This window comes from Lentzea indica, assembly GCF_012184385.1.
Classification (GTDB): Bacteria; Actinomycetota; Actinomycetes; order Mycobacteriales; family Pseudonocardiaceae; genus Lentzea; species Lentzea indica.
Genome location: NZ_VSRL01000146.1, coordinates 1 through 22254 on the forward strand (window position 1 = coordinate 1; position 22254 = coordinate 22254).

The 22254-nt window shown below is 68.6% G+C and carries 22 protein-coding genes; 10 read left to right on the forward strand and 12 right to left on the reverse strand.

The window, feature by feature from the left end:
* The 3 genes from FXN61_RS31365 to FXN61_RS31375 form a co-directional block, all read right to left on the reverse strand.
* Positions 1-2674, reverse strand: a 2674-nt coding sequence (locus FXN61_RS31365; protein WP_167977599.1) for an AfsR/SARP family transcriptional regulator, incomplete at its 3' end; no start/stop codon positions are given.
* Between the two features lie 325 nt (positions 2675-2999).
* Positions 3000-3218 carry a DUF397 domain-containing protein gene (locus FXN61_RS31370; protein WP_376770777.1) on the reverse strand — a complete coding sequence of 73 codons (219 nt, stop codon included), beginning with the start codon at positions 3216-3218 and terminating at the stop codon, positions 3000-3002.
* Entirely contained in the window at positions 3215-4060 is an 846-nt protein-coding gene (locus FXN61_RS31375) for a helix-turn-helix domain-containing protein (protein WP_246292238.1), read from the reverse strand. Before FXN61_RS31375 ends, FXN61_RS31370 begins: the two co-directional genes overlap by 4 nt.
* 167 nt (positions 4061-4227) lie before the next feature.
* On the opposite strand from FXN61_RS31375, the gene FXN61_RS31380 reads away from it, so the two are divergent.
* Together FXN61_RS31380 and FXN61_RS31385 are read left to right on the forward strand one after the other, a co-directional pair.
* On the forward strand, positions 4228-4545 hold the full coding sequence (locus FXN61_RS31380; protein ID WP_167977601.1) for a hypothetical protein: 318 nt from the start codon (positions 4228-4230) through the stop codon (positions 4543-4545).
* A 385-nt stretch (positions 4546-4930) separates the two neighbouring features.
* On the forward strand, positions 4931-7159 hold the full coding sequence (locus tag FXN61_RS31385) for a SulP family inorganic anion transporter (RefSeq protein WP_312878132.1): 2229 nt from the start codon (positions 4931-4933) through the stop codon (positions 7157-7159).
* Between the two features lie 54 nt (positions 7160-7213).
* On the opposite strand, the gene dacB is transcribed toward FXN61_RS31385, so the two are convergent.
* Both dacB and gnd read right to left on the reverse strand, forming a co-directional pair.
* Entirely contained in the window at positions 7214-8749 is a 1536-nt protein-coding gene (dacB, locus tag FXN61_RS31390; RefSeq protein WP_312878133.1) for a D-alanyl-D-alanine carboxypeptidase/D-alanyl-D-alanine endopeptidase, read from the reverse strand.
* Positions 8746-10176, reverse strand: a complete 1431-nt coding sequence (gnd, locus tag FXN61_RS31395; RefSeq protein WP_167977603.1) for an NADP-dependent phosphogluconate dehydrogenase — start codon at positions 10174-10176, stop codon at positions 8746-8748. The genes dacB and gnd overlap by 4 nt, the downstream gene beginning before the upstream one ends.
* Positions 10177-10297: 121 nt before the next feature.
* On the opposite strand from gnd, the gene FXN61_RS31400 reads away from it, so the two are divergent.
* Entirely contained in the window at positions 10298-10600 is a 303-nt protein-coding gene (locus tag FXN61_RS31400) for a DUF2218 domain-containing protein (protein ID WP_167977604.1), read from the forward strand.
* Here FXN61_RS31400 and FXN61_RS31405 read toward each other — a convergent pair.
* Entirely contained in the window at positions 10583-11176 is a 594-nt protein-coding gene (locus FXN61_RS31405; protein ID WP_167977605.1) for a LysE family translocator, read from the reverse strand. The two genes, FXN61_RS31400 and FXN61_RS31405, sit on opposite strands and share 18 nt — an antisense overlap.
* A gap of 58 nt (positions 11177-11234) precedes the next feature.
* Here FXN61_RS31405 and FXN61_RS31410 point away from each other — a divergent pair, with 58 nt between their 5' ends.
* Positions 11235-11744: an Lrp/AsnC family transcriptional regulator gene (locus tag FXN61_RS31410; protein ID WP_167977606.1), complete on the forward strand. Its 510-nt coding sequence runs from the start codon at positions 11235-11237 to the stop codon at positions 11742-11744.
* Here the strand turns inward: FXN61_RS31410 and FXN61_RS31415 are convergent.
* From FXN61_RS31415 to pyk, 3 genes are all read right to left on the reverse strand, one after another.
* Positions 11741-12304, reverse strand: coding sequence for a Uma2 family endonuclease (locus FXN61_RS31415; RefSeq protein ID WP_167977607.1), 564 nt, complete (start codon positions 12302-12304; stop codon positions 11741-11743). The two genes, FXN61_RS31410 and FXN61_RS31415, sit on opposite strands and share 4 nt — an antisense overlap.
* Before the next feature lie 110 nt (positions 12305-12414).
* Positions 12415-13326 carry an acyl-CoA thioesterase II gene (tesB, locus tag FXN61_RS31420; RefSeq protein WP_167977608.1) on the reverse strand — a complete coding sequence of 304 codons (912 nt, stop codon included), beginning with the start codon at positions 13324-13326 and terminating at the stop codon, positions 12415-12417.
* A 12-nt stretch (positions 13327-13338) separates the two neighbouring features.
* A complete protein-coding gene (pyk, locus tag FXN61_RS31425; RefSeq protein WP_167977609.1) occupies positions 13339-14763 on the reverse strand; it encodes a pyruvate kinase in 1425 nt (474 codons plus the stop codon).
* A gap of 64 nt (positions 14764-14827) precedes the next feature.
* On the opposite strand from pyk, the gene FXN61_RS31430 reads away from it, so the two are divergent.
* Entirely contained in the window at positions 14828-15166 is a 339-nt protein-coding gene (locus FXN61_RS31430; RefSeq protein ID WP_167977610.1) for a VanZ family protein, read from the forward strand.
* On the opposite strand, the gene FXN61_RS31435 is transcribed toward FXN61_RS31430, so the two are convergent.
* Positions 15120-15761, reverse strand: a complete 642-nt coding sequence (locus FXN61_RS31435) for a DUF2461 domain-containing protein (protein ID WP_167977611.1) — start codon at positions 15759-15761, stop codon at positions 15120-15122. The genes FXN61_RS31430 and FXN61_RS31435 overlap by 47 nt on opposite strands.
* Positions 15762-15871: 110 nt before the next feature.
* Here FXN61_RS31435 and FXN61_RS31440 point away from each other — a divergent pair, with 110 nt between their 5' ends.
* Entirely contained in the window at positions 15872-17794 is a 1923-nt protein-coding gene (locus FXN61_RS31440) for a helicase-associated domain-containing protein (RefSeq protein ID WP_167977612.1), read from the forward strand.
* Between the two features lie 6 nt (positions 17795-17800).
* Here the strand turns inward: FXN61_RS31440 and FXN61_RS31445 are convergent, their stop codons facing one another.
* Positions 17801-18916, reverse strand: a complete 1116-nt coding sequence (locus FXN61_RS31445; protein ID WP_167977613.1) for a sensor histidine kinase — start codon at positions 18914-18916, stop codon at positions 17801-17803.
* 8 nt (positions 18917-18924) lie between these two features.
* A complete protein-coding gene (locus FXN61_RS31450; protein WP_167977614.1) occupies positions 18925-19584 on the reverse strand; it encodes a response regulator transcription factor in 660 nt (219 codons plus the stop codon).
* Between the two features lie 291 nt (positions 19585-19875).
* Between FXN61_RS31450 and FXN61_RS31455 the strand changes: the two genes are divergently transcribed.
* From FXN61_RS31455 to FXN61_RS31470, 4 genes are all read left to right on the forward strand, one after another.
* Positions 19876-20259, forward strand: a complete 384-nt coding sequence (locus FXN61_RS31455) for a hypothetical protein (RefSeq protein WP_167977615.1) — start codon at positions 19876-19878, stop codon at positions 20257-20259.
* Positions 20256-21326, forward strand: coding sequence for a peptidoglycan-binding protein (locus FXN61_RS31460; RefSeq protein ID WP_167977616.1), 1071 nt, complete (start codon positions 20256-20258; stop codon positions 21324-21326). The genes FXN61_RS31455 and FXN61_RS31460 overlap by 4 nt, the downstream gene beginning before the upstream one ends.
* A complete protein-coding gene (locus FXN61_RS31465) occupies positions 21323-22006 on the forward strand; it encodes an ABC transporter ATP-binding protein (protein ID WP_167977617.1) in 684 nt (227 codons plus the stop codon). The genes FXN61_RS31460 and FXN61_RS31465 overlap by 4 nt, the downstream gene beginning before the upstream one ends.
* Positions 21999-22254, forward strand: a 256-nt coding sequence (locus tag FXN61_RS31470) for an ABC transporter permease (protein WP_312878134.1), incomplete at its 3' end; no start/stop codon positions are given. The genes FXN61_RS31465 and FXN61_RS31470, both read left to right, overlap by 8 nt.

The window sequence follows — 22254 nt, forward strand, 5'->3', positions numbered from 1 at the left end:
GCGCCTGGTGGTACGGCGAGACCGCGTCGCAGGCCACCGCCAACGCCGTGCGCGCCGACGACAGCGCACCCTCGGTGTCGCCGGTCTCCAGCAGCGCCGTGGAGATGTCGGCGTGGCAGACCGCCTCGCCGCACTGCTCGCCGACCTCGTGGTACATCCGCAGCGCGACGCGCAGCCACGGCATCGCGTCGTCGAAGCGCTGGGTGGTCAGGTAGAGCAGGCCCAGGTGGTGATGGGCGTTGGCCTCCGCCCACTTCGAGCCGGCGATGCGCGAGATCTCCATGGCCTCGCGGTAGTGGGCCTCGGCCTCCTCGGCACGGCCGAGATCCTGCAGAGTGCCGGCGACCGTGTTCAGCGCACGAGCCTGCTGGTGCACGTCTCCCTTGCGGCGGGCCACTTCCAGGGCACCGCGCTGAGCGTTCAGGGCCTCGTCGAAGCGTTCGAACTGCAACAGCGCGACACCCAGGTTGAACTGCATGACGAACCGGGCGTCGTCGTCGTTCAGCGCGATCGCGGCCTGCAGGGCGGCTTCGGTGATGCGCAACGAGGTCTCGCGCTCGGTCCGCAGCCACAGGTACCGCGACAACGTGTACGGCAGCTGCCAGGCGTGGACGTGCCAGCCGAACGTCGAGGCGAGCTCGGTGGCGGCGATCAGGTTGGCGCGTTCGGCGTCGAACCAGGCCATCGCGTCCGCGGCACCGGACAACGCCGGCACGTGCACGGGACGGTGTTCGGGCGCGACCAGCACGCTGCCGCGGTTGATCGGGAGCATGCCGTCGGCCAGGTCCGCGCAATGCAGGTAGTAGTCGAGCATCCGCCCGGTGGCGGCACGGCGTTCCGGCTCGGACAGTTCGCCCGCCAGCGTCTTGGTGTAGACGCGGACGATGTCGTGGGCCACGTGCCTGCCGGGTTCGCTGACGGACAGCAGGTTCGCCGCGGTCAACGCGTCCAGCGCGCGTTGGGCGTCCAGCAATGCAACGTCGCCCATCGCGGCGACCACGTGCGGGGTCAGGTCAGGACCCGAGTGCAGGCCGACGATCGCCAGCAGTCGCGACGGCAGCGCGGGCAGAGCACGGCGTGAGGCGTCCAGGGCGGCCCGTACGGTGCCCTCACCGTCCTCCAGACCGAGTGCGGCCAGGCGGCCCTGCTCGTCCTGCAGTTCCTCCACGAGCTCAGCCACGCGCAGCCTGGGAGACACGGCGAGACGGGCCGCGGCGATGCGCAGGGCCAGAGGCAGGCCGTCGCACAGCTCAGCCAGCTCACGCAGCGCGTGGGCCTCGATGTCCGAGCGCCCTGCGATGCGGCCCAGCACCTCCACGGCGGCGTCCGTGCCGAGCATGTCCAGCTCGATCAGCTTCGCCTCGACCTGCGCGACAAGACCGACCAGGCGGCGGCGGGAAGTCACGACGACGCAGGAAGGCGCTCCCGGCAGCAGCGGCAGCAGATCGGCGGAGCTGCGGACGTTGTCGAGCATCACGAGCATCCGGCGATCGGCCAGCAACGTCCGCAGCAAAGCAGAGCGTTCGTCGACCGAGACAGGTGTGTCGCCGGCCGGAACACCCAGAGCGCGCAGAAACCGGTTGAGCACCTCGCCGATCTCCAGCGGCTCGCGGTTCGGGTCGTAGCCGTGCACGTCGACGTAGAGCTGGCCGTCCGGGAACTCGTCGCGGACTCGGTGCGCCCAGTGCAAGGCCAACGCGGTCTTGCCCACACCGGCCGGGCCGGTCACCAGCAGCACCGGGCCGTCGTGATCGCGCAGCACGGCGTCCATGTGAGCCAGTTCGGCGTCCCTGCCGACCAACGCGACGGGAGCACGCGGGAGCTGCGCCGGAATCGTCATCGGCGCCGGTTCCGGAGCGGAGGCCTGGTGCGGCACGCGGACCGGCGCGCGTTCCGGCTCTGGGCTGTCCCCCGACAGCACGGCCTGGTGCACGCGGCGCAGTTCGAAACCCGGCTCGACACCGAGCTCCTCGATCAGCACGCGGCGTGCCTCCCGGTAGGCGGCCAGCGCCTCGGCCTGCCTGCCCGCCTGGACCAACGCCCGCATCAGAAGCCCGTGGCCGCGTTCGCGCAACGGGTGCTCGACGACCATCGTGCTCAGCTGCGAGACCAGCTCGGGTCCCCGCCCGATCGCCAGACCCAGTTCTGCGCGCTCCTCCAGCACCGCCAGACGACGTTCCACCAGACGACCGCGTTCGACGTCGGCGAAGAGGCCGGAGACGCCGCCCAGCGGTTCGGCGCGGAACAACGCCAGCGCATCGTCCAGCTCAACCGCGGCGCCGGCGAGATCACCGGCGGCGCGCATCCGGTTGGCGAGCAGGACCTGACGTTCGAAGACGTCGAGATCGAGCGCACCGGGCTCGACGCGCATCAGGTAGCCGTCGCCGACGGACGTCAACAGCTCGGCGGGAGCCCTGCGCGCACGGGTCGGCTCCAGCGCTCTGCGCAGTCCGGCCACGTAGGTCTGCACGAGGTTGACCGCACTTGTGGGCACGTTGTCGCCCCAGACGGCCTCGATGATCTGCCCGCGGCTGACCGGGGTGTTGCGCGCCAGCAGCAGCACCGCGAGGACGGCGCGCTGCTTCGCGGCACCGAGATCGACCTCTTGACCTGCGCGAACGACCCGGAGTAGGCCGAGAACCTCGAACCGCAGGGGTTCCTCGCCGTGCGTCACCGATCTGTCCTTCGCCTGGTGGCCACCTGGAGCTTGAAGATCACTTCAGTCGGGCTCCAGTCGTGCTGTAGAAGGCATTCTTACGCTTAGCGTGTCCAACCAACCACAGACCGCGAGATCAACGGAAACCGGAGATCGAGTAGTCGGAGCAGGTTGGACCGGACAGCGGAACACCCGCTGCTCCCCATGATCGACGTGGGTCGGCCGGCGTGCAAGGGGCATCCAGCCCGCGGCGGCGGAACGCCGGCCGGCCCATGTCCCCTTACGCGAGAAGGCCCCGGCTGCATGCAGCCGGGGCCTTCTTCGTGCTCTGTGATTCTGTCGATCAGCTGGCAAACGAGCCGGTCTTCGCGGCGGCGAGGAAGGTCTCCCATCCGGCGTCGCCGAACTTCAGCCGCGCACCGTCCGCGTTCTTGCTGTCTCGGACGGCCGCACCGGATGAGACGAGCGCGATCTCCACGCACTCGGGCCCACCGGCCGACGACCGGCTGCTCTTGCGCCAACGCAAGCTTTCCACTGTCTGTTCACTCCCGGTCGCAGTCACGCGAGAGTGCGAGCGATCTCTGTGATCAGGGATACCGATTCCCTGGAGTTCAGGGCGGATTTCACCAGACGCTCGAACATCTCGGCGTACCAATGGACGTCTGATTGTTGCTCCAGGTAGACGCCACTTCTAGTGCTTTCGATGTACACCACGTCGGAGTCGAGCTGCTCGGGAAAGCTCAGGATGACGAACGGGCCGTCCATCGCAGCATGACCACCGGCGCTGAACGGCACGACCTGCATCGTGACGTTCGGCAATGCACCGACTTCGAGAAGACGCGCCATCTGCACGCGCATCACCTCGGCGCCGCCGACGAGCCTGCGCAGGGCCGCCTCGTCGATCACGACGTGCAGGCGCAACGGGTCGTCCTCACTCAGCAAGGCCTGCCGGGCCCTGCGCAACCGGACGCGCCGGTCGATCTCCGCGGTGCTCGCGTCCGGCAGCACCTGGGAGATCAACGCCCTCGTGTACGCCTCGCACTGCAGCAGGCCCGGGATCATCAGTCCCTGATAGGTCCTGATCGAGTCCGCGTCGGCCTCGTACCCCACGTAACGACCGGGCACGATGTCGCCGAACTCGTCCCACCACGCCTTGCGGCGGGCCTCCCTGGCCAGCTGGACCAGTTCCTCGAGGGTGGCGGTGTCCGCACCGTAGGCGGCGAGCATGTCCCGCACGTCCCGCGGGCTCACCCCCACACGCCCCGTCTCGATGCGGCTGATCTTGGAGGCCGAGCACTCCAGACGCTCGCCGACCTCCTCGATCGTCAGCTCGGCCGCTTCACGCAGGCGCCGGAGCTCGCTCACGAGCCGTCGCTTGCGCAGGGTCGGGCTGCTACCCCGCATAACTCCTCCTGGGTGGCATCCACGCCTCCTGGTCCGGTCCCAGTTTGAGAGCAAAGGAGCACGCCGCAAAGGGACGTCATCCATTCGTGTACTGCAACTTGCAGATCTCATGTGACCCACGACAGGCTGCATGGGCTGCTTACGTAGGGACTGGAGCTCTGAGCCTGATGGCCGTCACGGTGTTCAGCCAACTGGACAAGTCGCTGCACTCCCACCTGGCCACACTCACCGATCTCGCCCAGCGCGGCGACGACCAGACCGCCCTCGTGCTCGCCAGGGTTGAGCTACCGAGGGTGGTCGCGGTGGTCAAGGCGTTGCTGGACGAGCACCAGCCCGACGAGCACGGCCGGTGCGCGACCTGCAAACGGAGCTGGTTCTCCCGTCGCATGCCCGCACCGTGCCGTGCTTACCTCTCGGCGCAGCTGATCCTGACCGTGGTGGGCCAGGAGACTTCACACGGCAAGCACCTGCGCTCGGTAGGCTGATTTTCGAAACTCGATAGTTCTTCAGAACTGTCACGACCTGGGCCGGCTCCGCACCCCCGACCGGAGCCGGCCCTTCTTCGTGATCACCTCGCGTGACGTTGCGAGTCAAGATCAACACGGTTGGCTGAAAGATCTGCCACAGCACCGATTCCGCGGTCATCATGGTGGCGACGCGGCCTGATCTCGACCCCCGATGCCTGTGCCGACACGGAGGTGTTCCCGTGCCGACCCCGCATAACCGCGCCGACGCGCTCGATGCCGTTCGGCCGCGCCGAACGCTGCCCTTAGAGCGCCGGTAGAGAGCGCTTCCCTCAGCTCACCCCCCTCCCCGCCTTGTGCCGTTGCCGCACAGGCCATGCCCCTGTTCCAGGAAAGGGACGTTGTCGTGAACCACCTGCCGAGGTCCAACGCCGGCGAGCACACCCCGCACGGTCCACCGCTGATCCTGAAACACGACCTGCCCGCGAGCCTCGTGCTGTTCCTCATCTCGATCCCGTTGTCGCTCGGCATCGCGCACGCGACCGGCGCGCCGCTCATGGCAGGGATCATCTCCGCGATCATCGGCGGCGTGGTCGTCGGCGCGATCAGCGGAGCGCCGTTGCAGATCAGCGGGCCGGCAACCGGGCTCGTGGTGATCGTGGCCGGGCTGGTGGCCCAGTTCGGGTGGGCGGCCACCGCGGCGATCACGCTGGCCGCGGGCGTGCTGCAGCTGGCGCTGGGGCTCACCGGGATCAGCCGCCTGGTCATGTCGCTGTCCCCCGCCGTCGTGCACGGAATGCTCGCGGGCATCGGCACTTCCATCGCCGCCGGACAGCTCGTGGTGGTGCTGGGCGGCACGGCCGCGTCGTCCGCGCCCGCGAACCTCGCTCTGCTGCCGGGAGAACTCGCAGGGTCGCACGTCGGATCGCTGGTGACCGGTGCGGTCGCGATCGCGGCTTTGCTGCTGTGGCCACGGGTTCCGCGCGCCTCGCTGGTCCCCGCGCCGCTGGTCGCCGTCGCCGCGGCGACCGTGCTGGCGTTCGTGCTGCACCTCGACGTGGCGCGGGTCGACCTTCCGGACAGCCACGCGCTCGTGTTCCCGGAGATGCCGCAGGGCAGTGCCGGTGCGGTGATGGCCGCGATCGTCACCGTCGCACTGGTGGCGAGCATGGAGTCGTTGCTGTCGGCGGTCGCGACCGACCGGTTGCACGACGGGCCGCGTGCCCGGCTGGACAAGGAGCTCATCGCGCAGGGCACCGGAAACGTGCTCGCCGGCGCGCTCGGCGGGCTGCCGATCAGCGGTGGGCTGGCACGAAGCTCCACGAACATCGCCGCGGGCGCGAAAACCCGGTACAGCGCGATTCTGCAGGGCGTGTGGATCGCCGTGGCCGTGCTGGCGTTCAGCAGCGCGCTGGAGCTGATCCCGCTGGCAGCGCTGGCAGGCGTGCTGTTCGTCATCGGCCTGAAGCTCGTGTCGCTGGACCGGATGCGAACCCTGTGGAGGCACCGGGAGTTCCTCGTGTACGCGGCGACCGCGCTCGGCGTTGTCCTTTTCGGACTGCTCGAAGGCGTCGTCGTCGGGCTCGCCATCGCGCTCCTGCGCGCGCTGTACCGGTTGACGCACTGTTCGGTGCGTGTCGAGGGCAACCGGGTGAGCGTGCGCGGATCGCTGGTGTTCCTCGGGGTCGGGCGTCTCGTGCGTGAGCTGCGCAGGCTGCCGCTGGGTCAGACCGTGGTGCTGGAGCTGCACATCGACTACCTCGACCACGCGTCGTACGAGGCGATCAACGACTGGCGCGAGGGCTACGAACGGCTCGGCGGCAGGGTGCGCGTCGACGAGGTGCACGACGCCTGGTACGACCGCGCGGACCAGGGCAAGCCGGGGCGGCGCAAGACGTTGCCGGGCCCGCTGCCCCGCTGGTTCGCGCCGTGGTCGCACTGGCAGGGCTCGCCGGACGCGGTGATGCTGCCGGCACAACGGTCTTCAGCCGAACAGTCCGCTGCGGCGAGCGACCCCATGATCCTGGGAATGCACGAGTTCGAACGGCGTTCGGCGCCGTTGGTGCGGCCGTTCCTGCACGAGCTGGCGTTGCGCGGACAGCAGCCGCAGCAGCTGTTCATCACGTGCGCGGACTCCCGTGTGGTGCCGAACCTGATCACCACGTCCGGGCCGGGCGATCTGTTCTGCGTGCGCAACATCGGCAACCTGGTGCCGATGCCCTCAGCTGAGGACAGATCGGTCGGCGCGGCGATCGAGTTCGCGGTCGAGGTGCTCAACGTCGGCTCGATCGTCGTGTGCGGACACTCCGACTGCGGCGCGATGAAGGCGCTGGTGCAGGGATCCGCCTCGCGCGGCTCACACCTGCACTCGTGGCTGCGCAACGCGGAACCGTCGCTGATCCGCTTCCACGCGCCGACCGCGCCCGGTTGCGCTGAACTGCCGGTGGCGGACCGGCTGGCGGTCGCGAACGTCGCGCAGCAGCTGGACAACCTGCTCGGCTACCAGAGCGTGCGGGAGGCGATCACCGCTGGCAGGTTGACGTTGAAGGGCATGTACTTCGACATCTCGAACGCCCGCGTGTACCTGGTGGATCCGGACCGCAACGGCCTGGAGCCGGTGCCGTCACCGGCCTAGAAACACCGGAGCCGCCCCGATTTCCCGGGGCGGCTCCAGTTGGTTCTCACACTTCTAGCAGGTACCGATCCAGGAGCACTCCACGTCGAAGCGTTCCTTCACGGGAACCTTGGTGCGCTCCTCGGCCGGAGCCTGGCGCTGCTGCGGCACCGACTCGATCTTCGGCGTGGCCACCTGGGCACCGCCGTCGGAGGCCAGGCGGACGGCGACCTTGTCCTCGATCGTCTTGGGGCTGAACCACAGCACCACGTTGTTCTGCACGATCGAGAACACCAGCTGCCTACCGGCCTGCGTGGTGACGTAGCCCGTCAGCCCGGAGACCCCGGACAGCGAGCCGGTCTTGGCCTGCACGTTGCCCTCGGCCGCGGTGCCCTTCATGCGGTTCGCGAGCGTGCCGTCCCGGCCTGCGACCGGCAGCGACGCCGACCACGTGCCGAACCACGGCTTGGCCTTCGCCTTGACCAGGATCGAGGTCAGGTCGTCCGGCGAGATCTGGTCCAGCCGGGACATGCCGGAGCCGTCGAAGATCTCGACCCAGTTCGGGTCGATGCCCAGACCCGCCCACTTGGTGCTGAGCTGGTTGACGCCGTTGGTGAACGAGCCACCAGCGGACTTGACCAGCACCTCGGCCAGCATGTTGTTGCTGTTCTTGAGCAACGGGTTGATCAGCTGGCTCAGCGGGATGGACTGGTCGGACGCGAGCACCGCGGCACCCTGCGGCGCCTTGCCCCGCTTGACGCCGCCCAGGACCTGGATCCCGTTCTGCTCCAACGCCTTGCGGAACACCGACGAGACCAAGCCGGTCGGGTCCTTGACGGTGGAGAGCGCCGTCGTCTCGACCGACGTGGAACCGCTGACCCTGATCACGTTCGTGCCGTGCTCGCGCTCGACGGAGACACCACCGTTGCCGGTGGTCGCCGTGCTCTGGATCTGCACCTGGTCGTTCGCCGGCTCGACGCTCACCTGAGCCGGAGCGCCCGCCGCGGCACCCGGCTTCACGCGCACGACCACCGTGCCGGCGCTGAACTTCGCGTCCGGCGACAGCGTCAGCGCCGACGTCTCCGCGCTGTACGAGTACGGCTCGTCGTCCCACGCCCAGCCGCTGCCGTAGGGCTGGGAGTCGAACGCCGTGTCGTCCAGCACGAGCGCCCCGGAGACCTTCGTGACGCCGAGGTTCTTCAGGGTGTCCGCCAGCCCCTTGTAGCGCAGGGCCGACATCGTCGGGTCACCGGTGCCGCGCAGGACGAGATCGCCGCTCAGCGTCGATCCCAAGCGGACACCCGACGACTGCAGCTCAGTCTTCCACTTGTAGTCCGGCCCGAGCAGATCCAGCGCGGCCGCCGTCGTGAGAACCTTCAGGTTCGACGCGACCTGCGAACGCTTGCTGCCCGACCTCGTGTAGACGACCTCACCGGTGTTCGCGTCCCGCACCGTGATGCCGACGTCGGCTCCCTTGAGCCCCGGGTCGGCGAGGATCGCGTCGAGGTCGCGGGTCAGCGCCTCGTTGCCGACCGCCACCGCGCCGCCGCTGGACGTCAGGGTCAACCCTGCCGCCACCGCGACGACCGCCCCCAGTAAACGAAATTTCACGCTTCCACCTCGGTCCTGTCGCCTGACCACAACGTGTGGAAACTACCGGGCCTGTCGGTGCGCCTGTACGTGTGTGCCCCGAAGAAGTCCCGCTGGCCCTGGACCAGCGCGGCGGGCAGTCGCTCGGAGCGAAGTCCGTCGTAGTAGGCCAAAGCGGACACGAAGCCCGGCGTCGGCACGCCGGATTCCACCGCACGGACCACAACGCGCCGCCATGCGGCCTCCGCGTTCTGCACCGCGTCGCGGAAGTAGTTGTCCACCAACAGAGACGCGAGGCTCGCGTTCGCGTCGTAGGCCTCGCGGATGCGGTTGAGGAACTGCGCGCGGATGATGCAGCCGCCGCGCCAGATCGTCGCCATCGCACCGAGGTCGATGTTCCAGTCGTAGTTCTTCGACGCCTCGCGGATCATGTCGAAGCCCTGCGCGTACGCGACGACCTTCGACGCGTACAGCGCCTGGCGCACGTCGTCGACGAGCTCGGCGTCCGGCTTCGCGACGACCTCGCTGGCACCGAACGCCTCGCGCACGGCCTCGCGCTGGTCGGTGTGGCCGCTCAGGCTGCGCGCGAACACGGCCTCGGCGATACCGGTGACGGGGACGCCCAGCTCCAGCGCCTCCTGCACGGTCCAGCGGCCGGTGCCCTTCTGCTCCGCCGCGTCCTCGATGACCTGAACCAGCGGCGTGCCGCTCGCGTCGACGTGCTTGAGGACCTCCGCGGTGATCTCGACCAGGTACGACTCCAGGTCGCCGGAGTTCCACTGCGTGAACACGTCGGAGATCTCGGCAGGCGTCTGCCCGCCGACGCGGCTCAGCAGGTCGAACGCCTCGGCTATCAGCTGCATGTCGGCGTACTCGATGCCGTTGTGCACCATCTTCACGAAGTGCCCGGCACCGTCCGGCCCGACGTGCACGCAGCACGGCTGACCGTCCACCTTGGCCGCGATCTCCTCGAAGACCGGACCGACGTGCTTGTAGGACTCGGCGGGACCGCCCGGCATGATGCTCGGGCCGTTCAGCGCGCCCTCCTCGCCACCGGAGATGCCGGCGCCGACGAACAGCAGACCCTTCTCCTTCAACGCGGCCTCACGACGGCGCGTGTCGGCGTAGTGGGCGTTGCCGCCGTCGATGACCATGTCGCCGGGCTCCAGCAGCCCGCTCAGCTCGTCGATGACGGCGTCGGTCGGGCCACCCGCCTTGACCATGATGATGATCTGGCGCGGCGTCTGCAGGCTGTCGACCAGATCCTGCAGCGTCTCGGCGCCGACGAAGTCGCCCTCGTGGCCGTGCTCGTCCAGCAGGGCCTTCATCTTCGCGGGCGTCCGGTTGTGCACGGCGACTTTGAAACCGTGCCGCGCGAGGTTGCGCGCGAGATTGCTGCCCATCGTGGCAAGACCGGTGACCGCGATACGTGCTTTGCCTTCCGTCATACGCGACAGCCTGCCGTGTTCTCTGTCTTTTCGCGAGATGTCACAGGGTGTTCTCAGACAACATCCGCGCTGGTGAACCGCATCACGTAGCGGTACGTATGGCTAAGCGTAAGTTGGCTTCATGACGGAATTCACGAGCGTGGGTCGCTCGGCGACCGACCGCGCCTCCAGGTACGGCTCGCAGCTGGTGAAGCACTTCACGCACAAGGATCTCGAAGGGTCCTGGGAGGACGGACGGGGTTTCGTCCGCTTTTCCGCCGGCCTGGCCGAGTTCACGGCATCCGACGACGCGCTGATCATGCGCGTGGTGTCGTCGTCGGAAGAGGACGTGGCGAGGCTGCGTGACGTTGTGGAACGGCACCTGGTCCGGTTCGGGAACAGGGACGAGCTTTCCGTCTCCTGGGACTCAGGCAGCCAGGACTGACGCGGCCATACCGATGAGAGCGGTCCCACAGACCCGCTCGAACGCCGTGCGGATCTTGGGCTTGCTCAGCAACGTGCCCAGCTGACGCGCCAACGGCACCACGATCACCCAGAACAGCGCGAACACCCCGACCGTGACGGCGCTCAGGAGTGCCGCCTGCGGGAGTGGCGCGGAGTGCGGGTCCATCGCCTGCGGGATGAGGCTCAGGAACGTGAGCATCACCTTGGGGTTCAACAGGTCGCACAGCATGCCGCGCAGGAACACGTTCCCCCCGGCGTGCTGTTGCCCGGCCGGCTTGTTCGCCGTCCTGAACGTCATGAAGCCGATGTAAGCCAGGTAGAGCGCGCCGATCACCTTGACCACGAGCAACGCCGTCGGCACCGCGGCCACCAGGGCGGAGAGTCCGATCGTGGCCAGCGTCGCGTGCACCAGCAGACCGGTGATCACCCCGAGCGCCGCTTCGACTCCCCGGCGCAGGCTGCGCACCGCGTTCCCCATGATCAGGACGAAGTCCGGCCCCGGCACGATCATGATGATCAGAAGAGCTACCAGGAACGACGTCCACGCGATGTGCATGCGCTGATCGTCGCCACTCGTTCGACTGAGTTCCACCTGGTCAGTACGATGTTCGGTCATGCGCGAACAAGCCGAACTGGATTCGGTCGACTGGCACATCCTGGAGGAGTTGCAGAACGACGCGACCATCCCCAACCGCACCTTGGCCGAGATCGTCGGGCTGGCGCCTTCGTCGTGCCTGCAACGGGTCCGGCGGCTGCGCGAACTCGGCGTGATCACGGGATGCCACGCCGTCGTCGACCCGGCCACGACCGGCCTGCCGCTGGAGGCCGTGATCTCGGTGAACGTGCGCCCGCACACCCGGCCCGTGGTGGCGGCGTTCCGTGCGTTCGTGATGGCTCAGCCGGAGACGCGGTCGATCTTCCACGTCTCCGGTCAAGCGGACTTCCTGATCCACATCGCGGTCGCGGACTCCACGCACCTGCAGGCGTTCCTGATGGACAAGATCGCGTCACGGACCGAGGTGCGGAACCTGACCAGTTCGGTGGTGCTGGAGCGGGTGGAGACGCGGGCTTTGACGCCGCCGGCGAACCTGCGGCCGACTCACCGGCGGCGTCGCGCGGACTAACGTCGTCGCGTCAGCGCGTCGAGGTCGAACGTCACCGGGGCAGGAAGGCTCAATGCAACTTTGCCCGTGCCATCCTTGACGAGCTCGTAAACCTCGTCAACGAGCTCGAACGCCGTCATGCTGATCGGTTCGTCCAGTTCAATGAGCCAATAGTGCGCGATTCCAGCCTTGGCGTACTGCATCGGCTTGGTGACGCGGTCGGCGCGCTCCGATCCAGGCGACACGATCTCGACTGCGACCACCACGTCAGCAGCGTCGTATCGCTTGGGGTTGTGCTCTGCCAGGTGAGTCGGCACAACCGACACGTCAGGACGTCGAACGTTCAACGCATGAGAGATGTTGAGCACGACGTCGGCCTCCGGCACAGCTGTCAGCTCGTCCGGAAGTTGTTCGTTGAGCCAGTAGGCGAGCTTGTTCTGCGCAAGCGAATGAAACGTTGCGGCGGCGGGAACCACGTGCGGTACTCCATCGACGATCTCTAGGCGACGACACTCTTCCTCTGGCATCGCGTCCCACTCGTCCAGGCTCACCAGGTGATCACGCCACGCTTCCGCAGTCACGCGCACACCGCCCTTCCGCCCCGGAGTTTCGCTACCAGCCAGTCTAGACATCGACCGCAACCAGCCAAGACTTGATCACTCGCAAGGGTGGCTCGAACAGGCGTGCTACGTCACTCCCCATCGGGTGACGGCTTGAGCACCCGGATCAGGCCCTCCTGCACCACGGTCGCCACCAGCTGCCCGTCCTGCGAGAAGAACCGCCCGGTGGCCAGCCCCCGATTACCGGACGCCGAAGGCGAAGCGGTGTCGTAGAGCAGCCACTCATCGGCACGGAACGGCCGGTGGAACCACATCGCGTGGTCCAGAGAAGCACCGAGAACCTTGTCGAGTCCCCAGTAGACGCCGTGCTTGGCCAGCACCCCGTCCAGCAGGGTCATGTCCGAGGCGTAGGTCATGATGCAGATGTGCAGCATCGGGTCGTCCGGCAGCTTGCCGTCGGCCTTCATCCACACCCGTGACGCAGCCTCGCCGGGACCGTCCTCACGCGACTCCCACGGCGGCTCGGTCACGTACCGGACGTCGATCGGCCGCGGGAACTTCAACGAGTGCAGCAGGTAGCCCTCGGCCGCCTTGCTCCACGTCGGCAACGTCTCGGGGTCCGGCACGGAAGGCATCGACGAACCGTGCTCGACGCCCTGCTCCTCCAGCTGGAACGAAGCAGACAAAGCGAAGATCGCCTTGCCGTGCTGCACGGCGACGACACGACGGGTCGTGAACGAGCGGCCGTCGCGGATGCGGTCCACCTCGTACACGATCGGCACGCGCGGGTCGCCGGGCCGGATGAAGTACGAGTGCAGCGAGTGCACCCGTCGTTCCACCGGGACCGTGCGACCCGCGGCCACGAGGGCCTGGCCCGCGACCTGCCCGCCGAAGACGCGCACCGGCGACTCGGCGGGTGACACACCGCGGAAGATGTTCTCCTCGATGCGTTCCAGGTCGAGCAACGCGACCAGGTCGTCCACTGCGGATTGTCCGCTCAAGCCCGATGGGCTCGTAGCAGCGGCACGGGCGGCCTCAGTCACGGCAAAGCACTCCTACGCGTGGTCGTCCTCCCCCAGCCGGTGCACCCGGATGAGGTTCGTCGACCCAATGGTGCCAGGAGGCGAACCAGCGACGACCACCATGAGGTCGCCTGCCTGGTAACGGCCGATCTCCAGCATGGCGACGTCGACCTGGCGGACCATCTCGTCGGTGGACTCCACCCTCGGGACCAGGAACGTCTCGGTGCCCCACGTCAGCGACAGCTGCGAGCGCACCGCCGGCTCCGGCGTGAAGGCCAGCAGCGGCAGGTGCGTGTGCAGACGGGCCAGGCGGCGCACGGTGTCGCCGGACTGCGTGAACGCGACCAGGGCCTTGGCGTTGAGGCGCTCGCCGATGTCGCGGGCCGCGTAGGAGATCACGCCGCGCTTGGTGCGCGGGACGTGGGTCAGCGGCGGCACGACGACGGACTCGGTCTCGACGGCCTCGATGATGCGGCCCATGGTCTGCACGGACTCGATGGCGTAGCGGCCGACCGAGGTCTCACCGGACAGCATCAGCGCGTCCGCTCCGTCCAGCACCGCGTTCGCGACGTCGGACGTCTCGGCGCGGGTCGGGCGGGAGTTGGTGATCATCGAGTCCAGCATCTGGGTCGCGACGATGACCGGCTTGGCGTTCTCGCGGGCGATCTGGATCGCTCGCTTCTGCACCAGCGGGACGTGCTCCAGCGGCAGCTCGACGCCCAGGTCACCGCGGGCGACCATGACGCCGTCGAAGGCGAGCACGATGGCCTCGAGGTTGTCGACGGCCTCCGGCTTCTCGATCTTCGCGATCACCGGGAGCCGCTTGCTGCCCGTGCGGTCCATGATCTGGTGGACCAGATCGATGTCGGCCGGCGAGCGCACGAACGAGAGCGCGATGAAGTCCACGCCCAGTGAGAGCGCGAACTCGAGGTCCTCGATGTCCTTCTCGGACAGCGCGGGCACGGAGACGTCCATGCCGGGCAGCGAGAGGCCCTTGTTGTTGCTGACCGGCCCGCCTTCGGTCACCTCGGCCACGACGTCGGAACCTTCGACGTCCACGACCACGAGGCCGACCTTGCCGTCGTCGACCAGGAGACGGTCGCCGACCTTCGCGTCCTTCGCGAGCTCCTTGTACGTCGTCGACACGCGGTCGTGCGTGCCTTCGACGTCCTCGACGGTGATGCGGACGATGTCGCCGGTGTTCCAGTCGACAGGACCCGCTGCGAACCGGCCGAGCCGGATCTTGGGGCCCTGGAGGTCGGCGAGAATGCCCACGGCCCGGCCCGACTCGTCGGCTGCCGCACGGACCATGTCGTAGACCTGCTTGTGGTCGGCATGGCTGCCGTGGCTGAAGTTCATCCTGGCCACGTCCATACCGGCCGCTACCAGGTCGCGGACCTTGTCCGGCGTGCCAGTGGCGGGACCGAGGGTACAGACGATCTTTGCGCGTCGACTCACGTCTGCAGAGACTAGTCCTGGTTCCTGGACCGATCCCGAACTACCCGTCGGTAATGTTCTGACAATGGGTCGAGTGCTGCCATTCGTAGTCGCGGCGTTGCTCAGTGTCGTCGTTTTGTTCACCCCTGAGTCAGGTGTGCCCACCGCGCCACCGGGTACGGACAAGGTCATCCACACGCTGCTGTTCGCACTGCTCGCCTGCACCGGCCTTTATGCGAACATTTCTCGCATTTTGCTGCTGCTCGTGATATACGCGGGCGTTTCGGAGGTGTTGCAGCAGGTCATCACGCCGTTGCACCGCAGCGGCGACGTGCTGGACGCGCTCGTCGACGTGCTCGGGATCGCGCTCGGCTGGTTCACCTGGACTCGGATACGCCGACGTGGTCCTCGCACCACGCGTTGAGGTCCTTCAGCTGCCGCCACGACTTGCGCACCCGGTCGAGACAGGCCGGCTCGTGCAGCACGTCGTCCGGTTCCCAGACCTTGCGCACGTAGATCGACCGGTGCTTGAGCAGGTCGAGGTGCGGGTGGTCGTCGGCGAACCCGCGCGGCTTCGACTTCATCACGTCGCCGCAGAGCTCCCAGCCCTGCTTGACCAGCTTGTCGACGATCTTGCGCAGCAGAACGCCGTGCGCGTCGACCGAGGCGCGGTAGCGGGCGAGCTGGTCGGAGGCCATGTGGAACGAGCCGCCGCCGGTCAGCAGCCCCTCGGGGCCGAGCTGCACGTAGTACGCGCCACCGCCACGGCCCTTCTCGATGACGCCACCGCAGTTCGTCTTGTACGGCGTCTTGTCCTTGGCGAACCGCACGTCCCGGTACGGCCGGAACACCTTGCCCTCGCCGAACTCCTTCTCCAGCGCGAGGAGCAGGGCCTCCATCGGTCCCCGCACGTCCCGCAGGTAGGTCTCCTTGTTGTCGTCCCAGTACGCCTTCGAGTTGTCCAGTACCAGGCCGTCGTAGAAGTCGATGGCGTACTCGCCGAAACCGGTGAACGTCACCGCGTCAGCCTAGGACGTGCCCGTGTCAACCCTCCGATTCCGTGACCCCCTGATCGCCCATGTGCGTGAAATTCGTTTGAGGACACACAACCAGGGCCATAATCGGACGAATGCCACGCCGTATCAACGCCCTCGCAACCTGGCTCCACCGACTCGGGCCGGACGAGGTGACCGCGATACTCATGCACCGGCGTGATGTGGCGGACCGCTACATCCGCACGTTGAAGGACCTCGCGACCCAGCTGACCGACTCCGACTCGGTGCACGCCGCCGAGGACACGCTGGACCAGGGCGCGCTCGACGTGCTCGGCGCGATCGTGGCGCAGGGCAACCTGGGAACCGCCGACACGGTGTGCGCCGAGTTGCGGTGCCCGATCGGCGACTTCGAGCGGGCGCTGGGCGAGCTGAAGGAACGGGCGCTGGCGTGGCCGGACGGGCCGAAGCTCATCGCGGTGAACTCGGTGCGGGCGAACGGTGCCGCACGCGATCAGCTGACCTTGCGGCCGAAGACCCCGTTGAGGCGCAAGGCGTCGGAGGTCTCGCCGATCGTGCCAGCGATGTCCACTGTGGACGGTGTGGCTCGACTGCTGGCCCACTGCGAGCAGGACAACTTCGACGCCCGCTACACCGGTGGCGTGGCGACCGTGGAGATCCGGCGAGTCGCGCGGGCGCTGAGGGTCGCGGACAGCGTGCTGCGGCTGTGGCTGGAGCTCGCGGTCGAGGCGCAGCTCGTCGGGGTGGAACGCTCCAGACTGCTGCCCACCAAGCAGGGTGACGACTGGCTCGCCTCGCAGCCGGGCACCAGGCTCGCGGTGCTGGTCAACGCGTGGCGGCGGATGGACTGGCGGCCGGAACCCGACCAGGCGCGGGCGGCGTTGCGCGACTACACCGGTGCCGCCGGCCTGATCCTCAGGCGCAGCGCGCTGGAACGGTTCTCGGCGGAGGAGGCCTTCACGGACACGAACGAACTGGTCGCCGACCTGGTCTGGGAACTCCCCGCGGTGCACGATCCGCGAGCGACCGCGGCGGTGATCAGCGAGATGGAGTCGCTGGGGCTGGTGGCCGGTGGCGCGCTCACGCCGTTAGGGGTGGCAGTGCTGGAAAGCGGTGACGTCGAGGCCGCCGCGACCCGGCTGATGCCCCCGGCGACGGAGAAGGCCTCGTTCCAGACGGACATGACCGCGGTGGTGAACGGACTGCCGTCACCGGAGCTGAGCGCGACGCTGAACCTGGTGGCGGACCTGGAGGACAACGACGCCGCACGGGTGTGGCGCCTTTCCGCCGGATCGGTGCGGCGCGCACTGGACACGGGGCTGTCAGCTCAGGAGGTGCTCGCGAGGCTGGCCGCCGTGTCGGAAGCGCCGTTGCCGCAGGTGATCGAGTACCAGGTGCAGGACGTGGCGCGGCGGCACGGGCATCTGACGGTGACCGACGTGGCGAGCTGCGTGCGGGCCGAGGATCCCGCACTGCTGCAGGAGATCTCCAAGTCCAGGCGGCTGACGTCGCTGAAGCTGCGGTTCCTGGCGCCGACGGTGCTGGCATCGGCCCAGCCGATGGCGGCGACGCTGACGGCGTTGCGGCGTGCCGGTTACGCGCCGACCGGACTGGACGCCGGTGAACAGTCCATTGTGGAGCGTGTCGAACGGCGGCGGGCGCCTGCCCGTGGCGAACGCCGTCCTGACAGGTGGTGGCGGACCGAGCTGGACGACCTGGAGCTGACCCAGCTCGCGATCCGGCTGGTGGAACAGGAACGGCCGACCTCCGGACGGGGCACCCCGCGGGCCAACGCCACGCGGATGCTGCGCGACCAGAACGTCTTCCTGCGCGACGAAGAGGTGCTGACCCTGGCGTCAGCACTCGTCGAAGGCTCTCGCGTCGAGATCGGGTACGCGAGCGGCCCCCGCGTGACGGAGACCCACGTGATCATTCCGACCAAGCACCTCGAGGGCGTGCTGATCGCGGACTGCGAGGACGGATCGACGCGCGAGTTCGACATCGGGCACGTCCGGAAGGTCACCGCACCCGCGGACTAGCACCGGTCAGGGCACCGAGAACGCCATCTCCAGCCCGCCGCCGGAGCGCGGCACCGCCCGCATCGACCCGCCGTGCGCCTTCGCGATCGACGCGACGATGGAGAGCCCCAGCCCGACGCCACGGCCGGGTCCGGTGCGCTGCTTGCGCAACTGGCGGAACGGTTCGAACAGCGAGCCGACCTGGTCGGCGGGCACGTCCGGCCCGGTGTTGCGCACCTCCAGCACCGATTCCCCGCCGGTGCGCACCGTGACCAGGCCGCCCTCGTGGTTGTAGGTGATGGCGTTGTCGACGAGGTTGACCACCAGCCGTTCCAGCAGGACCGGGTCACCGGAGACGACCTGGGGCCACAACGCCGCCTCCAGCCGGACACCGGCCTGCCTTGCGACGTGCCTGCGGCTGTCCACGACGCCGCGCGCCACCTCGTCGAGCCGCACCGGTTCCTCGTGTTCCAGCCCGCGGTCGCTGCGGGCGAGCAGCAGGAGCCCTTCGATGAGCGACTCGGTGCGCATGTTCATCACGAGCAGGCGCTCGCACAGATCCCGCAGCTCCGGGCCCGCGTTCCTGCGCGCCATCGCGATCTCGATCATCGTGCGCTGGGTGGCGAGCGGCGTGCGCAGCTCGTGCGAGGCGTTCGCGACGAACCGCTTCTGGCTGTCGAACGACGCGGCGAGCCGGTCGAGCATCCCGTCGAAGGTGTCCGCGAGCTCGGTCAGCTCGTCGCGCGGTCCCGGCATCCTGATCCGCTCGTGCAGGCTGTCCGCCTCCAGCCGCTGCGCCGTGGCGACGACCTCCTGCACCGGCCGCAGCATCCGCACTGCGGCGAACCACCCCAGCGCCAGCGCGACGACCGCCATCACCGCCAGCGCCACCCCGGACTGCACGACGAGCGTCTGCAGCACCTCTTGGCGGTACTGGGACAGGTCCGTGCCCGAGCTGCCGACCACGGGGGCGGAGCCGGGGCTGGGCGCGACGAGGTCGGCGTCCGTCGACTGACCGGGAGGTGCCCCTGTCGTGTCCGGCAGCGCGGTGCGCACCAGCAGGTAGTTGGTCGCCAGCAGGATCGCGCCCCCGAGCAGGAAAAGGCCGCCGCACAGCAGCGCGAGCCGCAGCTTGACCGACATCCGGGCCGCTAGTCGCGCAACTGGTAGCCGATCCCTGACACCGTGTGGATGACCTGCGGTTCGCCCAGCTTGCGGCGCAGGGTCATCATCGTGACCCGCACGGCGTTGGTGAACGGATCCACGTTGACGTCCCATGCCTTCTCCAGAAGTTCCTCGGCACTGACGACCGCACCCTCCGCACGCATCAGCACCTCCAACACGGCGAACTCCTTGCGCGACAGGTTGACGAACCGCTCGTCGCGGAACACCTGATGCCTCCCGACGTCGAGGCTGATGCCCGCGCAGCGCAGCACCGGTGGCAACGCCGGCCGTGCCCGCCGCCCCAGCGCCTGCACCCGTGCGAGCAGCTCCGCCCAGGCGAACGGCTTGATGAGGTAGTCGTCCGCACCGATGCCGAGGCCGTGCACCCGGTCCGCGACATCACCCGACGCGGTCAGCATGATCACGCGTGTGTCACTGCCGTTGTCGATGATCGCCCGGCAGACGTCGTCGCCGTGCACACCCGGCAGGTCCCGGTCCAGCACCACGACGTCGTACCGGTTCACGGCGATGAACTCCAGCGCCTGTTCCCCGTCGCCGCAGACGTCGACCGCCATCGAGGCATCCCGCAACCCCTCCGCGACGGCGTCCGCGAGCATCTCCTCGTCCTCGACCACCAGGACTCGCACGCACAACCCCCTCATTCCAGTCCAAGTGTGACGCGCGGGGCCATAAGACGGCCATAAGCAACCGCACTTACGGTGGCGGAATCACCCTCCCGGTAGACATTCAGCCATCCGCAGGAATAGCCCTGAGGGGGAATCATGAAAACTGCCGGACTGTTTTCGGGTGCGATTGTGCTGGCCGCTTTGCTCATGACGACGTCGTGCGGGGGCCAGTCCGACCCGAATGTCGCCTCGGTGGGAGGCACAACCCAATCGAACTCTGCTCCAAGCGGTGAGGACGCGTACTCCAAGTGCATGCGCGACAACGGCGCCGAGTTGCAGTCACAGGAAATCCCGAACGACGGCAGCGGGCAGGGCACGGCACAGCAGGGCAACCAGCCGCAGGTGGACCAGGAGAGGCAGCGTGTCGCGCACGAGAAGTGCCGTCAGCACCTGCCCGACGGCGGCAACCCGAAGCCGATGAACCCCGAGCAGCTGGAACAGGCGCGCAAGTTCGCCAAGTGCATGCGCGACGAGGGCGTGCAGTACCCGGACCCGAAGCCGGAGGACGGCGGGGACGGTGCCGCGAGGGTGCCGGACGGCGTCGACGTGGACGACCCGGTCGTGAAGGAGAAGCTCCGCCGGTGCACGGCCAAGACGAGCGGTGACTCCCCTGGTTCCACCGGCTCGACGAAATGACCGTGGAGGCCGGGCCCTCCGCCGCCAGGAGACGGCGGCGGAAACGGGCGGTGTGGATCGCCGTCGTCCTGGCGTTCGCCGGGACGGCCGGGGTGGTGACGTTCACCAGGCTGGCTTCGACGCCGGCCTCGTCGGCACCGCCGACGCCACCACCCGCCACCACGCAGGTGGCGCGCACGACGCTGATCGACCGGATCAAGGTCGACGGCGACCTGGGCAGCGGCACGCCGTCGCAGGTCACCGGGCGCAGGCCCGGCACGATCACGCGGCTGCCGACGCCCGGTGAGCAGCTCGAAAGAGGAAAGGTGCTGTACGAGGTGAACGCGGTCGGCGTGCCGGTGTTCTTCGGCGGGACGCCCCTGTACCGGGAGATGAAGGACGGCGTCCCGAACGGTGACGACGTGAAGATGCTGCAGGAGAACCTCCTCGCGCTCGGCTACTCCGAGCTCGGGGTGGCGAGCGGGAAGTTCGGTCAGAAGACGGCGAGCGCGGTGAAGCGCTGGCAGAAGTCGCTGAAGGCCGAGCCGACCGGGATCGTGCAGCCGGGCGACGTCATCGTGGTGGGCGGCCCGGTGCGGGTGCACGCGGTGACCGCGCAGCCGGGTGCACCCGCCGAGGGTCCGCTGCTGACCGTCACCGGCCTGGACCGGCTGGTGTCGGTGGAGCTCACCGAGGCGCAGCGCAGGCTCGCCCGTGTGAACGCGAAGGTGAACGTGCACCTTTCCGGCGGGAAGACGACTCCCGGCACGGTCCGCGAGGTCACCGCGAAGACCGTGGAGGAGAAGCCCAAGCTGGTCGCCACGGTCACCCTGGACGACGCGGCGCTCGCGGCGTCGACCGAACCGGGACGGGTCACCGTCGAGTTCGACGGCGAGAAGCGCGACGACGTGCTCGCCGTGCCGGTGCAGGCGCTGCTCGCCCTGCGCGAGGGCGGGTACGCGGTCGAGGTCGTGGACGGCGGGAAGAGCCGCTACCTCCCGGTGCTGACGGGGATGTTCGCCGGCGGGATGGTCGAGATCACCGGTGACGGTCTCGCCGAGGGCATGACGGTGGTGACGACGGCATGACCGCGGTTCTCGAACTGAGCGAGGTGTCGAAGACCTACCCCGGCGGCGTGCGGGCTTTGCGGCAGTGCGACCTGCGAGTCGAGGCCGGCGAGATGCTCGGCATCGTGGGCCCTTCCGGATCGGGAAAGTCCACGATGCTGAACCTGATGGGCACGCTGGACCGGCCGTCGACGGGCACGGTGCTGGTCAACGGCCACGACACCGGCAAGCTCACCGACCGGCGGCTGTCCGCGCTGCGGGCGTGGTGGATCGGCTTCGTCTTCCAGCAGTTCCACCTCACCGAGGGCTTCACCGCACGGGAGAACGTGATGGCCGCCCTGGTGTACCGGGGCGTGCCCGCGCGCGATCGCAAGGCCGCGGCTGACGAGGCGCTCGCCCGCGTCGGGCTCACGCACCGGGCCGACCACCTGCCCACCGAGCTGTCGGGCGGCGAGAAGCAGCGGGTCGCGATCGCGCGGGCGCTGGTGAACCGGCCGAGCATCGTGCTGGCCGACGAACCGACCGGCAACCTCGACACGAAGTCGGGCGCCGAGGTGCTGCGGCTGCTGCGTGAGCTGCACGCGGACGGCACGACCATCGCGATCATCACCCACGACGTGAAGATCGCGGCGAGCCTGCCGCGCAGGGTCGAGATGCTGGACGGCGAGCTGCGGTTGGACACCGGAGGCCACCGTGGATGAGGTTCCCCTGCCACGTGCGACCAGGTTGCCGTTGCGCGACGTCCTGCGCCTGGGCACGGTCGGCGTCCGGACCAGGCCGGTGCGCACGGTACTCGCCGCCCTCGGCATCGCGATCGGCATCGCCGCGCTGATCGCGGTGATGAGCATCCCCGCGTCGAACCAGGCGGCGCTGCGCGCGCAGCTCGCCGCGCTCGGCCCGAACCTGCTGACCGTCTCACCCGGCACGGACGCCACCGACGGCGGCAAGG